A 14,040-nucleotide genomic window follows, 5' to 3' on the forward strand; every position below is an offset into this window, starting at 1 on the left:
TCGCAGCTTCCGGAAACATCCTCTGGACACCATAGCGCCACCTGCTGGACTTGGGCATAAAAAAACCCGCCGAAGCGGGTTTTTCCAGCGAAGCCGTGAATTACGCCAGTTCGGCGAAGCACGCTTCGATGATAGCCAGGCCTTTGTCCAGCAGCGCGTCTTCGGCGGTCAGCGGCACCAGGATGCGCAGGACGTTGCCGTAGGTGCCACAGGACAGCAGGATCAGGCCTTTGTCGCGCGCCTTGGCCACGACTTGTGCCACGGCCGCCGCGTTCGGCGTGTGGGTGTCCTTCTCGAACACTTCCACGGCGATCATCGACCCCAGACCACGGACGTCGCCGATGATCGGGTGCTTCTGCTGGATTTCACGCAGGCCAGCGGTCAGGCGCTCGCCGACGGCCTTGCTGCGCTCCAGCAGTTTCTCTTCCTCGAACACCTGGATGACGGCCAGGGCCGCGGCGCAGGCGATCGGCGAACCCGCGTAGGTGCCGCCCAGACCGCCCGGGGCGATGGCGTCCATGTACTCGGCCTTGCCGCACACACCGGCCAGCGGGAAGCCGCCAGCGATGGATTTGGCGAAGGTGGTCAGGTCAGGCGCGACGCCCATCTGCTCCATGGCGAAGAAGGTGCCAGTACGGCCAGCGCCGGTCTGCACTTCGTCGGCGATCAGCAGGATGCCGTGCTGGTCGCACAGGGCGCGCAGACGCTGCATCAGCTCTTTCGGCGCCGGCAGGAAACCGCCTTCGCCCTGTACCGGCTCGAGGATGATCGCGGCGATGTCGCGCGGCTCGGCGTCGTTCTTGAAGATGCGCTCGACCGAGGCGATGGCGTCATCGACGCTCACGCCGTGCAGTTCGCTCGGGAACAGGGCGCGGAAGATGCCGCCGGGCATCAGGCCCATGCCAGCCGAGTACGGCACGACCTTGCCGGTCAGGCCCAGGGTCATCATGGTACGGCCGTGGTAGCCGCCGGTGAAGGCGATCACGCCCGCACGGCCGGTGGCGGCGCGGGCGATCTTGACGGCGTTTTCCACGGCTTCGGAGCCGGAGGTGACCAGCAGGGTTTTCTTGGCGAAGTCGCCCGGCACCAGGCTGTTGATCTTCTCGGCCAACTCGACGTAGGGCTCATAGGCCAGCACCTGGAAGCAGGTGTGGCTGACCTTGGTCAGCTGTTCCTGGACGGCTGCGACCACTTTCGGGTGCAGGTGGCCGGTGTTGAGCACTGCGATGCCGCCGGCGAAGTCGATCAGTTCGCGGCCTTCGACGTCGATCACCGTGGAGTTCTTCGCCGACTCGACGAAGATCGGGTGAATCTGGCCGACGCCACGTGGGACGGCGGCGACACGGCGTTGCATCAAGGATTCGTTGGTCTTGCTCATAATGCCCTCATTCGCGCCGAGGCTTACGGCGCTGTTATTCGGGGGTGGCTAGGCGGACGGCGGACAGTATTCGTTGATCGACTGCCGCGCACGCCCCGGCCACCAGGTACTGCGCTGTCAAAAAAACCAGCGGGACGTCGCTCTCGCGCCCCGCTGGCGAGGTAAATCCCTTAGCGCATCAGACGCTGATGCACAGGTATTTGATTTCGAGGTAGTCCTCGATGCCGTACTTGGAACCTTCGCGGCCCAGGCCCGAGGCCTTGATGCCACCGAACGGCGCGACTTCGTTGGAGATCAGGCCGGTGTTGATGCCGACCATGCCGTACTCCAGCGCCTCGGCGACGCGGAACACGCGGCTCATGTCGCGGGCATAGAAGTAGGAGGCCAGGCCGAACTCGGTGTCGTTGGACAGGGCGATGACTTCGGCCTCGTCCTTGAAGCGGAACAGCGGGGCCAGCGGGCCGAAGGTTTCTTCCTTGGCCACGGCCGCGTGCTTGGGCACGTCCACCAGAATGGTCGGCTCGAAGAAGTTGCCTTCGATCAGCTTGCCGCCGGACAGCACCTTGGCGCCTTTGGACACGGCGTCTTCAATGTGTTCCTGGACCTTGGCCACGGCCTTGTGGTCGATCAGCGGGCCGGTGGTGGTGCCGTCTTCCAGGCCGTTGCCGATCTTGAGCTTGGCGACCGCCGCCTTGAGCTTCTCGGCGAAGGCGTCATACACGCCGTCCTGCACGTAGAGGCGGTTGGCGCAGACGCAGGTCTGACCGTTGTTGCGGTACTTGGAGATGATCGCGCCTTCGACCGCCTTGTCCAGGTCAGCATCGTCGAACACGATGAAGGGCGCGTTGCCGCCCAGCTCCAGGGACACTTTCTTGATGTCCTTGGCGCATTCTTCCATCAGTTGGCGACCGATTTCGGTCGAGCCGGTGAACGACAGTTTGCGCACCAGCGCGTTGCCGGTCAGCTCGCCGCCGACTTCGCCAGCGCTGCCGGTGACCACGCTCAACACGCCCGCCGGGATGCCGGCGCGGGTGGCCAGTTCGACCAGGGCCAGGGCGGAGTACGGGGTCTGCGAGGCGGGCTTGAGCACCATGGTGCAGCCAGCGGCCAGGGCCGGGCCGGCTTTACGGGTGATCATCGCCGCCGGGAAGTTCCACGGGGTGATGGCGGCGGTGACGCCGATCGGCTGCTTGATGACGATCAGGCGCTTGTCCGGCTGGTGGCCCGGAATGGTGTCGCCGTAGACGCGCTTGGCTTCTTCGGCGAACCACTCGATGAACGACGCCGCGTAGGCGATCTCGCCCTTGGCTTCGGCCAGCGGTTTGCCTTGTTCGGTGGTCATCAGGCGGGCCAGGTCGTCCTGGTGCTCGATCATCAGCTCGAACCAGCGACGCAGCTTGGCCGAACGCTCTTTGGCCGTCAGCGCGCGCCAGGCCGGCAGGGCCTTGTCGGCGGCTTCGATGGCGCGGCGGGTTTCCGCAGCGCCCATCTTCGGCACGCTGCCGATGACATCGCCCGTGGCCGGGTTGGTCACCTGGATGGTCTGACCGCTGTCCGCGTCCAGCCACTCACCGTTGATGAAGGCCTGCTGGCGGAACAACTGAGCGTCTTTGAGCTGCATGTCGGCTTCCCTTGACCGCACCGTACACGCACGGCGCGAATGGTTGATTGTGCTTCAGGCGCCGGCTAAGGCGACCGTCATGGATGCTGGCACCCGATCGAATCGGTGTTCGATATGGGCATCGAGCGTTTGAAATCTCAAACGAATGCTAAGCGGGTGCTGGGGTGTTGGACAATAGCCTGTTCGAAAAAAAGAACGAATGGCCAAATGCGGTGAGTGGCGTCCAGTCGGGAGGTTCACCGGCTCAATGGCCAAGATCCGCAGATCGTTCTGAATACGGGGTACCACACGTTTCATTCAGCCATATGGCCGCCAAGGCTCTTCGGGAAAACCTGCCAGAGATCAAGGTGATGGACGCCATCGATACAGACCGGTATCATGGCGCCCGCGCTGCACCTGTAGCTCAGCTGGATAGAGTATTGCCCTCCGAAGGCAAGGGTCGTGGGTTCGAATCCCGCCAGGTGCGCCATCCCCTATTGATTTATCGAGTCTTTATTAAAACTCGACTTGAATCGCCCCAAGTTTCGTGGAGGCCTCAACTCTTGAAAAGATGAGGCCATGAGAAAGACTACGACCTATTCCCCTGAAGTCCGTGAACTTGCTGTACGCAGGGTTCTGGCACACCTAAACGACTACTCCTCCGAGTGGGCGACCATTGAAGCCATAGCCCCGAAGATTGGCGGTGCCGCGCAAACCATGCCTGGATTCGCCGCCACCAGACCGATGCCGGTCAGCGTCCAAGGCCGACCAGCGAAGAGCGTGGGCGCATCAAAACCCCTGTAGCGTGAGAACCGCGAACTGCGCAAAGCCAACGAGATTTTGCGCCTGGCCAGTGCGTATCTTACCCAGGCGGAGCTCGACCGCCGCACCAAGTCCTGAAGGCGTCTGTCGATCAGTACCGTGACCGTCTCGGGGTCGAGTCGATCTGCCGTGTCTTGCAGATTGCCCCGTCTGTTACCACCGACATGCGGCCCAACTGCGTCATCCAGCATTGCGTTGTTGCCGTGCTCGGCGCGATGAGGCGTTGAGCCTGGAGATCCAGCGCGTGTGTGGCACCAACATGCAGTGCTATGGCGGAGTGGGCTATTAAGCCCACCGCCAGCCGCCCTATACAGGAATCTTTCGAGCCCACTGCTCGATAACGCGCTCAACTTTTTCCTTTGGCAGGTACTCCTGCTCAAGACGTCCTCGTTCTTGCACCAGCAGATACCGATAGAAGTCCGCTTCGTCAGCCAGCAAACCAAGTGGGGCCGAATCCAGAGCTTTGGTCGGCTCGACGACTGCGCTCACCGGTGAGTGCTGTTCAAACAGCGCTTGCTCCATCAATAGTGCTTCGACTGCTGGTTGATGGAGTCTCGCTCGCGCCAGCATCAGCAAGCCCCAGGTATCCATATCGCCCCAGTATGCGATCTGTTTCCCGGCCAGGTGCGCGGACGCTAGCCACTGCAAATCGAGTCCTGAGCCCAGCACAGCCAGGGTGTCCGGTAAGCTCTCAGGCAGTAAGTGAATGCATTGCTCGTTTTCCACCACGAGCAATCGCGAACCGGGAAGTGGGGTTTCAGCCAGTTCCGCAGTGGTGAGTCTGAGCCACTTGAAGGGCAACAGCTCAGGCTGAAGGGGAACGACCAGAACCCAGTGGCTGCTTTCCTCAAAGGCATCCAGAAAAGTCGTCAGGCCTTGCTCGGACGCCGCGCCTCCGAAGCGCTCGTCGAGGAGCCAGGTCAGCAAGCTGGCGTTGCGCTCGAAAAACTTGGTGTCTACGCCGTGCTCGGCAAGCAGGCGCAGCGGACGGCCTCGGGCACAGCCTGGCGACAACCGGGTGGCGAGTCGCGCCGTGGCGACGACTTCTTCAGACGGCTTCCTCAACCACAAGCTCCGTTGTGCCACCAGCAGCGCATGAAAGGCACTGTCTACCTGCTCGACCAGATACTCGAGTCGAGCGTACTCCTGGCTGACCCTTGGATCATCGCTCGCGGCAATCCATTCGGAGGGGCTACGCAAGTGCCAACGCATCGGCAAGGAAATGGGGGACAGCCCTGCTCGGTAGCTGACGGGCTCCCAGTCGATTTCACCCACGTTCACGCTCCGCCAGCTCTCTATATGCCGGAGTACCGCCTGGATGTTGTCAGTGAATAGACGTGCCGAAGGCTTGCCGATGTTGAGGCTTTGCGGCCAGCTAGCGGGATTGAGCAAGCGTTCCAAGCGCACGCTGGAGCGCTGCCATTGTCTGGCCAGGCTGCGACTGATGTCAGTGGGCGACTTCATGCATGGCCTTGATGCGCTGTTGATGATGCTCATCCAAAGCTTCCCAGTTCAGGGACACCAGGCTGGATTCCACGCCGCGCCGATGAACGACGACTGCCGAACGCGTATGGTGGCGCAACAGGCGCATTTCCTTGTTGGGCGTGATGAAGACAGCATGCAGGCCGAATTCCCTCAGCGCTGCGATGATTCGACCGGCAACCGCATGGGAGCTGCGCGAGAACGCTTCGTCGAGCACGATGGTGCCGAACAACGGCCGGCTGCTGCCGTCGGGACAGAGCGCATAGCTGAGGGAAGCGGTCAGCACATAGGAGGCGATGATCTCTTTCTCGCCACCACTTCCCCCCTGAGAACCTGTTCGGGTTTCGATGACACTCCTGCTTTGGCGATCGATCACCGAGACCGCGAACTCCAAGCGGAAGCGCGGATCCAGCAGCGCCTTTGCGCCCTGATTCCTGCTGTGCTCGCAAGCATCCTTGAGCAGGCCAACGAGCGCCTGCAGTGCCTTGTAGTGGCTCTCGCCTTCATCATCGATGAAACGCGCCGAGTTCAGTTGACGCTGAGCCTGTTGCAAGGTGCGAAGACTTTCATGAATGACCTTTTTCGCGACCAAGCGCAGATAGCGTCCGGGCTGAAAGTCGACACGCTGCATCGTATTGTTCAGGTCATCCAAGCGCTCCTCAATCATCGAGACTTCATGGTCGATATAGCTGAGCAACTGGGTGACGCCATCATCCGAGGAACGATTGAGGTATTCCAGAAAGCGCTTGAGTTTCTCGGGCAGGGCTTCCTCGGTCAGCACGCGAAGACGTTCCAGATACCTGGGTACGTCCACCAGTTCTCGCCCGACCTCCGCAAGCGCCCCGGTGTCCACCTTCAGAGCGTCGGACATACGTTTGGCTAGCTCTGTTTTCTGATCGCCGAGTTTATCGCCGAGCGCTTTGAGCTGCCCTTGCAGCTCACGCGTATGCTGGCGCTCCAGCTCGACAATATCGCCGAGGTCATCTGCCGTCAGGGTCGGGAAATGCGTTTGCGCCAGTTCACGCTGCGTATCGTTCAGCCCTTTTTCGGCACCACGATAGGCCTTACGGGTAGCGGATGCGGCCTGCTCGAACTGAGTTCTCAACTGCACGCACTGCTCGATCAGTCGTTGCAACTGTTGATCCTGAGAGTCCAGCAGCGCCTCGGCTTGATCCAGTTCGGCCTTGATCATGGCAAGGTCGGAGTCGGGGCGCGTCAGGGTGTCTAGCTGTGTACGCAGCGACTGCAGCTGACGCTCGGCGCCCGGCAGATCAATATCCTCGAATTGCAGCTCTTCGACGCGTTGCAGCAGCGAAGCTTGATTCTCCAACTGACGTACATCGCCTTGGGCAGAATCCAGGGCCAGCTTGGCAGGCGCGAGCTGTTCATTGACCTCGCGAATCTGCTCAGCCAAGAAGGCCAGACGGTCGCGGTTATCGAAGCCGGTAAGCCAGTCCTCATCCAGGCGCTTCTGGTCCTGCTTGTCGAAGAAGCGTTCTTTACCCGACATCAGCCCCTGGGCTGTCATGGCGTGAGGGGTATGACGCAATTGCTCCGTGCTTTCGACGCAGTGGCGGTCATTGTCCGCCAGTAGTGCCTTTACAGCTTCTCGGTACGGATGCTCCTTAAAGCTCAGCTTGCGGGTAAACCCATCGTCGAAGAACACAGCGCGCGACGACGTCTCCTTTACCTCCAACAAGCGCACATGCAAGCGGTTATACCGTTGGTTCACCCAACGCAGTGCGTTCTGGGATGAGCCCTGCGGCACCAGGATACGGAGCCGGTGGCTACCGATTGCCCGCTCGATGGCACCCCGCCAGGTCAGTTCCTCGGGCTTGACCTGCACCAGCTCGGCAACGAAAGGCAAGGCCAACTCATCGACGCCAAGCTCCTGCGCCAGATCACCTCGAAAAGCATGAAAATGCCCGGGCAGGTTCGAGCCTGGCCGTCTCTCAACCTCAGCACGATCCTGCTGTAAGAGCTGCAGGCGGCCATTGAGTTCCTGCTGAACGAGACCTGCATCGAACGCCTTTTGACGCGTGTCAGTAATTTGCTGGGTCAGTATTTCCAGGCGTGCCGCGATCTGCTGCTGATTCTCCTTGAGAGCAGCGGCCGATAACTCATCCGCTAGTCCAAGCCCCTTGGCCAAGCGTTGGTATTGCTCGGCTTTCAGGCGTCGCTTATCGCATTCGCGGACCCAATCAGCAATGCGCCCGCGTAATTGATCTATCCCTGCGCCACCTACTCGCAGGTAGCTCTGGCGATGTTGATCGGCCACACCCTTTTGGATCTCGAGCTGACTCCTGCATTGCTCCTGATCCAGTTCGGCCTGTTTGTACTCCGTCTCAAGCCTGTTGGTTTCAGCCAACCATAAGCGATACCCCTGCTCGGCGAACCAGACTGGAAGGATGCCTTCGAGGGCTTGTTTATCTTGCAGCTGTTCTTGCAAGGCCCTGTAACGCTCCCAGCCATCGGCGACCGGTTGCAATGAGCGCTGCTGCTTTCTAGCGATTTCCAGCTCTCGGTGGATGTCAGTTAGATCATCGAAGCTACTGGCGACCTCGGCAGCCCGCTCGAAGGCGGAGCGGTCATCCAGCACCAACTCGCGAAAGATCTCATCAATACTGTTGAGCTGCTTCAGGCCGGCAGCGCGGTTGAGCAAAGTGAAGGCGTTTTCACCGACCTCGAAGTAATCCCTGAGCCTGGCCAAGAAAGCTTTCTTGCTCGGGTAAGGCCAGATACCAGTCCCATCCTTCTCCATCTGACGCAGAGCCCGCATGCCGCCTGAAGAATGCTGGCTGAGCCAATACTCCAGAGTCTGCTCGGGGGACTCGCTTAACAGCCAAAGTTTTTTCAGATCGGACGCCGAGGAGCTTGTGCCCTCGAACCAGAGCACAGCGCCCAGCCGAACCTGCGTACCGTCACGCTCGAGCGTGGCTGCAATGGCGGTTACCGTCCTACCCTGGCGAGCGACATGAGATTGCTCTACACCTCCGTCCCCAGGGCCGGTGACGCCGCGCACATAGGACACCAGATCCCGGTCACTTTCATGTCCACCCGTGGAGGCCAGGTTGTAGCGCGGGTTGGCGCACAGCAAGGTCATCAGAGCATCCACCAGCGTCGTTTTACCGCTCCCCGTCGGGCCGATCACGGCGGTGCCGGAAGGATCGATCTCGGCACGGTGATAGCCCTGAAAGCCGCCCCAGTTATAGAGTTCGATGCTGCTGAGAATGAAGGTCTCGCTGTCACGCCAGAGTAGTGCTTGCTTCACGCCTCGTCCTCCTCAGCACCGGCAGCCGGCGTAGCCGCGCCCTCCACCTGCTCGCGCAGCCAAGCCACGAGTGCCTGCAGGTTCTCCGGGTTGGCCAAGTGGGTAATGATGGGGCGGATGATGACGCGATCATGAGCGTCCAGAGCCGACACCAGACCATGCCCCTTGAGCTGATCCAGCAGTGTGATGATGCGGTTGCGCTCCTTCGCCTCGCTGCCCAGTTCGCCCAGGTAAACCTGCAATTGGGGAATCAGCTCATCAACCGCTACCAGTGCCTGACTGGCGCCCGTACCGCTCTCCTGTTCGTACGCAATGAAATGCTGTCGCAGAATGGCTATCAGCAGGGACTGCTCCAGATTCAGCCTTTGCCGACGCACAAGGGGGTGCGACCAGTCATCCTGCTCGGCTACCTCGCCCTGGCGAACGGTAACAAACACCAGCCCCCGAACCTCGTCGACCCCCATGGCAAGGTCGAGGGGTTCCAGAATTCTGTCGACCGCCTCGATATTGGAAAGCGCTGAGCGATACAGGTTGGGCTTGTGACTTTCTTCCAGCAGCCCGTACTTGAGCATTTCCTGTACGGCCTCACGTACCCGTTGCGGCGTCCGGCGCTCATCGACCTGAACAGCGGCGCTCATGAGAGGCTGTTCATCATCCATGCCGTCATCCAACGCCATGGGCTCCACCGTCAGCTCCGTTTCGTCGGTGCCAGAGGCGCCTGCAATTCGATCGAAGATCCCTGCCATGCTCACAACTCCCAATCGATGTCCTTGAGTGCCTCGTGGTCGAGTCCGACATAAGGCAGATTGAAGCGCCAGCGTTGCTCATCCTCGTCAACTAGCTCCACGAGCTGACGCTCCTCTGTCAGCACCTCGATACCTGCCTCGCGCGCCATCGCCAGCCAGAGCGCAAAGGTTTCCAGGTCGTGAACAGGTGGAAGCAAAGACGCAAGCTCCACGAGACTCACGGGGCGACCCTGCTCCACCAGCACAGCCAGGGTGTCATGAATCAGCGCTTCACGATCCAGCCCGTCGAAGGCATCCCAGAAGTCATCATCAATCTGCTCCAACTTCGCAGGCTTCAAACTCAGATCCAGCTCGCCCGTATCATCGTCATCCAGAGTCTTGAAGCGGAGACGCTCGATTGCTGGGACACCGGTAATGGCTACGCCAACTGGTGGTAAACATGCAGGCTTACGGCGTTCTGACTGGCGTTGCCAGTCAACGCTGAGCGCTAGATTGAAGAAGTCGTTGAGTAACTGTCCGACGCGATGATGCTCGGCGGCCAGCCCCGTCTTCATGAAGCCACGAACATCGCGCTCGCTTCGGGCGCGCGCTTGGAGCACAGCCTGCGACTCCCGAACCAGGCGTAACGCCAGCCAGCGCAGCTCACGTTGCTGGGGACGATTCAGCGCCTTTGGAACCGCTGGATGACGAAGGATGGTGCGCAAGCGCTCACGCATGGTTTCCAGCTCAGCGGACTGCCTCAGTTGCTGCTGGAAACTTTCGAAGACACGCCCCTCGGGAGTGTGGAGTAGAGCATCTTGCCCGTCCAACAACCGATCGACGATTTCTCCACGGTGAGACTGCTCGCTGATGATCGAGTGTCGAAGGGCGCGATCCGCCTCGCGCCACGAGTCTTCAACTCGTCGAAAGTCCGCGCGCAGGCTGGTGGCCAGGTTATAGACCTCGCGTATGCCCTCTATCGCCTGCGCTTCATCCAGCACGATGACGTTGCCAGCCTCTACCTGCGCTAGCTCGTGCTCCAAATCCTGGATCCGGCGGCGCAGGCTGGCAATACGGCCAGTTGGACTGGGGTTCAGACCCGTTTCCAGGTTTTCGATCTCACGCTGAACCACCGAAAGGCGAGATGCCGTCGAAGTCATGATCCGACTATCCAGCGAATCGACGAACTGGATGGCGGACTCCAACGCGTCGGTTGCATAGATACGCCCCTCTCGTTCTACGACCAGACGCCGCTTGATCCATTCACGAAGTTCACGACCTGCGTGGAGATGCGTTGCATCCGGGTCGATTTCGTAAAGCTCCTGGCTGGCATAAGCAGCTAGCATTTCGGACAGTGCTTGCAGTGCATCCTCCATGGGGACGCCATCATGCGCCCGCTCGAATAGCGTGCGCAGGCAGCCCAATACGAGCGGAGCTCGCCGCGAGGCGAGCAAAAGCCACGCAGGGTGCTGGCTGCGGGCGGATACATAGCGCTCTAAACGCTGTTGCGCGCTTTCTTCCATGACGGCCACATTGACAAAGGTTGTCTGAGAGCGAGCTTACCAGTAGGCGAGCCGCGAACACACCTTGCGCTCGTTGAGTAGGCGTCCGCTGATGCGGCAACAAGGCTCCGATCTCGCTCGCCCGTTGAGTAGGCAGTCGTGTCAGCACGTCCTTGAGATAGGCATACGGATCATGCCCATTCATGCGGGCCGACTGAATCAGGCTTATGATCGCCGAGTGTCAAATGAGCGGCTGCTTTTTCGATCTGTGCCAACTCTTCTCCCAATACGTACCGCGCAACCTGCCACACGCCCCCAATGACAGGATCGTGGCGTTGAGGGAGGTGGCCCTTTCACTGCCACGCCTCGCTCCACGGTTCATAACTCCACCCCGTTGGTTGCCAGATCAACTGGTGCGTCAATTCCAGCGCCTGTAAAAAATCGCGGTCATGGGCACTCACGATCAGCGCGCCCTTGAACTGCCTGAGCAGTTGCTCGACCGCTTCCAAGGCCGCCAGATCAAGATGGTTGTTCACTTCGTCGAGCAGCAGCAGTTGGGTCTGTTCAGGACCGCCGGCCAGCCAGGCGAGCGCCCCGCGCAGGCGCTCCCCCCCACTGAGCTGACCGAATGGTGTAGCCATCTGCCGCGCATCGAGTCCAGCATTGGCGAAAATCTGGCGCAAGCGGCCCTCCTCGACAGTACCCAGCTCATTGCGCAGCACTTGCTCGATACTGTGCCCGGGGTCGAAGGTCTGTGCGTGCTGGTCTATCAAGTGTGTGCGTGCGATGTGCCGGGCGTTGCCGCTGGCCGGCAGCAGTTGCCCGGCCATCACCTTCAGCAGCGTCGATTTTCCGCAGCCGTTCGGCCCGATCACCGCCATTCGCACCGGGCCGTGCAGGGTCAGATCGATCAAGCGGCTGTCGGCGGGTCCGAAGGGAAGCTCGCAGTGTTCGAGCATGACCACCTGGGTCGCGTTGGCGACCAGACCGGTTGGTGCCAACAGTTGGCTTGGGCGTACTGGCTCAACGTTCGCGCTGGCCTGCTCGACCCGCTCGCGGGCCATCTGACTCAGGCGTGCCTGCTGGATGCGCTGATGCCCGCTGTGTTGCTCGGCGCGCTCTGCCTGAGCGTTGGCGACAATGGCCGGAGTGCCGGTAGCACGCGCTACCTTGCGGCCATGACTGGCGCGTTGCAACTCGCGTTGGCGGGCGACGGTGATCTGCTGTTCGACGCTGTCGCGTGCCGCCCGCGCCCTGACCAGTGCAGTCTGGGCATTGTCCTGCTCGGCCTGGCGTTGCTCGCGATAGCTGCTGTAGCCACCGCTGTATTGCACCAGTGCATCGCTGCGAAGCTCGAGGATGCGGTCGGCATGCTCCAGCAAGGCCCGGTCATGGGAAATGACAATGCGCGTTTCCTTGCCTTGTCGCAGTTCCTCGCTCAACTGCTCACGGGCCTGACGATCGAGGTGGTTGGTGGGCTCGTCGAGTATCAATACTCGTGCGCCACCCAGGCGCAGGCCGGCGAGCATCAGGCGTACAGTCTCACCTCCGCTCAAGGTCTCGCTGGCACGATCGAGCGGCAGATGGGCCAGCCCCAGGCGCGTGAGGCAGGCGTGGATATCGCCTGGCAGGTTCCAGCGGTCGTCAATCAGGTCGAACAGCGCCGGGTCGCAGGCGCCCGCCTCCACCTCGGCCAAGGCCTGCAGGGTGCGACTAACCCCCAGCAGATCGGCGACGGTACCGCTGATCGGCCCCAGCCACTGCGGCAGATACCCGATACTGCCGGCACACTGGATGCTACCGGTACTCGGAGCCAGGCAGCCCGCCATGATCTGCGCCAGCATCGATTTGCCACTGCCGTTGGGCCCCACGATGCCGGTGAACTGCCGGGAGAACGTCGCGTTCAGGCCCGAAAACAGCGGCCTGCCGTCTGGCAGGCGCAAGGCCAGATCCTTGATGATCAAGGTGCCATTGTCGATGCTCATCGATCGCCTCCTGCTCCAAGGGCGACCCTGCTCAGGATCAGAGCACCCACGCTCATCGAGACCAGCAGCAGGTTGCCCCAGACACCTACTATCCCGCCCACTAGCGCTGTGACGGCTGCGGCACCGGCAGCCAGCGAGGCGGCGATGCCCAGCACCGTGCCACGCAGGCTTGCCTGCTCGCATGCCAGGGCATGCCCGATCAGGGCGGTGTACGCCACACCGTAGGCGATTGCGGCAAGGGCACCGAAAACCAGGGCCAGGGGGTTATCGAGCGTGGCCGCGAGCAGTGCGCAACTCACCACCAGGGTGAGGATGGCAATGCGTGCGATCCGTGGTGCTCGATAGCGGGTTTGCAAGGCTCCAGCCACCCAGATGAAGGCGACGCACATGCCGACCCCGATCACTGTCAGCAGCAGGCTGATGCTGCCTACAGCCTGGCTCTGGCGCGCGAGCATCCAAGGCAGATACTGGTAGAAGAGATTCCAGCCGATTTGCAGCCAGAGAAGGGCAAGCAATGGCCTGCGTGTGGCGGGGGAAGTGAAGCCGTTCAAGACCTGTCTGATCAGCGATGGCCCCGTGGTTGCCGCCGGAGCGGGGCCAGAGGGCAGTATGAAAGCCATCAACAGGCACAGCACACTGAGGGTCAGGGCGACCTGCAGCGGCAGAAGCAAGCTTGCCCCTGGCATGTGACCTGCCAGCAGGATACCCGTGAGCGCGGGACCGGCGAAAAAGCCCGCCGTCATGGCAAACATCACCCACCCGATGCGTTTCATTGCGCTGTCGGGGGTCTGAACCAGCATGGCCTGGGCCACCGGGACGCTACCGGCGAAGGCGCCTCCCAGCAACCGTCCGGCAATCAGCAACGCCACGCTGCCCTGGCTCACCGCCCAGGTGCTCAGGGCATATCCGGCGACTGATCCTGCCACCGCAAGCAGCAGCGTCGGGCGCCGCCCGATACGGTCCGAAAGCGCGCCCAGCAGCGGCGCACCCAGCATCATTGCAAAGGCGTAGCCCGCTAAAAGCACACCGTAGAGCCACGCCGTCCGAACGGCAGTAGGCGCGCTGGCGAATACCACTCCGGCAGGGTCGGCCGGATCCAGCAACATCGGCAGCATCGGCAACAGCAATGCCGTGCCCAGGCCGTCAATGAAGATGATCAGCAGCAGGATGAAGGGTGCCGCCTTGGTAGTGGCGTGTGTCTGCGAGAGAACGGCGCTCATGGCTGACTCCGTGCGAACAAGGTACAAGTGGAGGTGGCGTAAGAGGCGGCTATCT

At 61.4% G+C, this 14,040-nt stretch carries 8 protein-coding genes, 1 tRNA gene, 2 pseudogenes and 1 other annotated feature; of the genes and pseudogenes, 2 read left to right on the top strand and 9 right to left on the bottom strand.

Going from position 1 to position 14,040, the window contains the following annotated elements:
• Positions 1–100: 100 nt before the first annotated feature.
• Positions 101–1,378 carry a 4-aminobutyrate--2-oxoglutarate transaminase gene (gene gabT, locus Q7C30_RS15875; protein ID WP_317872078.1) on the bottom strand — a complete coding sequence of 426 codons (1,278 nt, stop codon included), beginning with the start codon at positions 1,376–1,378 and terminating at the stop codon, positions 101–103.
• Positions 1,379–1,556: 178 nt separating this feature from the next.
• A complete protein-coding gene (gene gabD / locus Q7C30_RS15880; RefSeq protein ID WP_039581491.1) occupies positions 1,557–2,999 on the bottom strand; it encodes an NADP-dependent succinate-semialdehyde dehydrogenase in 1,443 nt (480 codons plus the stop codon).
• A gap of 392 nt (positions 3,000–3,391) precedes the next feature.
• On the opposite strand from gabD, the gene Q7C30_RS15885 reads away from it, so the two are divergent.
• Both Q7C30_RS15885 and Q7C30_RS15890 read left to right on the top strand, forming a co-directional pair.
• A tRNA-Arg gene (locus Q7C30_RS15885) sits at positions 3,392–3,468 on the top strand.
• 89 nt (positions 3,469–3,557) lie between these two features.
• Positions 3,558–4,080, top strand: a pseudogene (locus Q7C30_RS15890) (IS3 family transposase); the annotation flags it as partial.
• Positions 3,833–3,949, top strand: a sequence feature (AL1L pseudoknot). (Overlaps the previous pseudogene by 117 nt.)
• Positions 4,081–4,106: 26 nt before the next feature.
• On the opposite strand, the gene Q7C30_RS15895 reads toward Q7C30_RS15890, so the two are convergent.
• The 7 genes and pseudogenes from Q7C30_RS15895 to Q7C30_RS15925 form a co-directional block, all read right to left on the bottom strand.
• Positions 4,107–5,297 carry a Wadjet anti-phage system protein JetD domain-containing protein gene (locus Q7C30_RS15895; protein ID WP_317872079.1) on the bottom strand — a complete coding sequence of 397 codons (1,191 nt, stop codon included), beginning with the start codon at positions 5,295–5,297 and terminating at the stop codon, positions 4,107–4,109.
• Positions 5,248–8,553: an ATP-binding protein gene (locus tag Q7C30_RS15900; RefSeq protein ID WP_317872080.1), complete on the bottom strand. Its 3,306-nt coding sequence runs from the start codon at positions 8,551–8,553 to the stop codon at positions 5,248–5,250. The genes Q7C30_RS15895 and Q7C30_RS15900 overlap by 50 nt, the downstream gene beginning before the upstream one ends.
• The gene (locus tag Q7C30_RS15905; RefSeq protein ID WP_317872081.1) at positions 8,550–9,299 is read right to left on the bottom strand and encodes a DUF4194 domain-containing protein; all 750 of its coding nucleotides are present in this window, start codon (positions 9,297–9,299) and stop codon (positions 8,550–8,552) included. Before Q7C30_RS15905 ends, Q7C30_RS15900 begins: the two co-directional genes overlap by 4 nt.
• Positions 9,300–9,301: 2 nt before the next feature.
• The gene (locus tag Q7C30_RS15910) at positions 9,302–10,801 is read right to left on the bottom strand and encodes a DUF3375 domain-containing protein (protein WP_317872082.1); all 1,500 of its coding nucleotides are present in this window, start codon (positions 10,799–10,801) and stop codon (positions 9,302–9,304) included.
• Positions 10,802–10,889: 88 nt separating this feature from the next.
• Positions 10,890–11,018, bottom strand: a pseudogene (locus Q7C30_RS15915) (transposase domain-containing protein); the annotation flags it as partial.
• 115 nt (positions 11,019–11,133) lie between these two features.
• A complete protein-coding gene (locus tag Q7C30_RS15920; RefSeq protein ID WP_317872083.1) occupies positions 11,134–12,765 on the bottom strand; it encodes an ATP-binding cassette domain-containing protein in 1,632 nt (543 codons plus the stop codon).
• Positions 12,762–13,985 (bottom strand): MFS transporter, encoded by a 1,224-nt coding sequence (locus Q7C30_RS15925; RefSeq protein WP_317872084.1) that lies wholly within the window; start codon positions 13,983–13,985, stop codon positions 12,762–12,764. The genes Q7C30_RS15920 and Q7C30_RS15925 overlap by 4 nt, the downstream gene beginning before the upstream one ends.
• Positions 13,986–14,040: the final 55 nt, after the last annotated feature.

Origin of the sequence: Pseudomonas sp. RAC1 (genome assembly GCF_030658255.1) — a bacterium.
Classification (GTDB): Bacteria; Pseudomonadota; Gammaproteobacteria; order Pseudomonadales; family Pseudomonadaceae; genus Aquipseudomonas; species Aquipseudomonas boreofloridensis.

What these genes read in the sequence shown, in the direction of transcription:
- Q7C30_RS15920 (WP_317872083.1), bottom strand. Translation starts at nt 12,765, where the DNA reads ATGAGCATCGACAATGGCACCTTGATCATCAAGGATCTGGCCTTGCGC.
- Q7C30_RS15905 (WP_317872081.1), bottom strand. Translation starts at nt 9,299, where the DNA reads ATGGCAGGGATCTTCGATCGAATTGCAGGCGCCTCTGGCACCGACGAA.
- gabT (WP_317872078.1), bottom strand. Translation starts at nt 1,378, where the DNA reads ATGAGCAAGACCAACGAATCCTTGATGCAACGCCGTGTCGCCGCCGTC.
- Q7C30_RS15910 (WP_317872082.1), bottom strand. Translation starts at nt 10,801, where the DNA reads ATGGAAGAAAGCGCGCAACAGCGTTTAGAGCGCTATGTATCCGCCCGC.
- gabD (WP_039581491.1), bottom strand. Translation starts at nt 2,999, where the DNA reads ATGCAGCTCAAAGACGCTCAGTTGTTCCGCCAGCAGGCCTTCATCAAC.
- Q7C30_RS15925 (WP_317872084.1), bottom strand. Translation starts at nt 13,985, where the DNA reads ATGAGCGCCGTTCTCTCGCAGACACACGCCACTACCAAGGCGGCACCC.
- Q7C30_RS15895 (WP_317872079.1), bottom strand. Translation starts at nt 5,297, where the DNA reads ATGAGCATCATCAACAGCGCATCAAGGCCATGCATGAAGTCGCCCACT.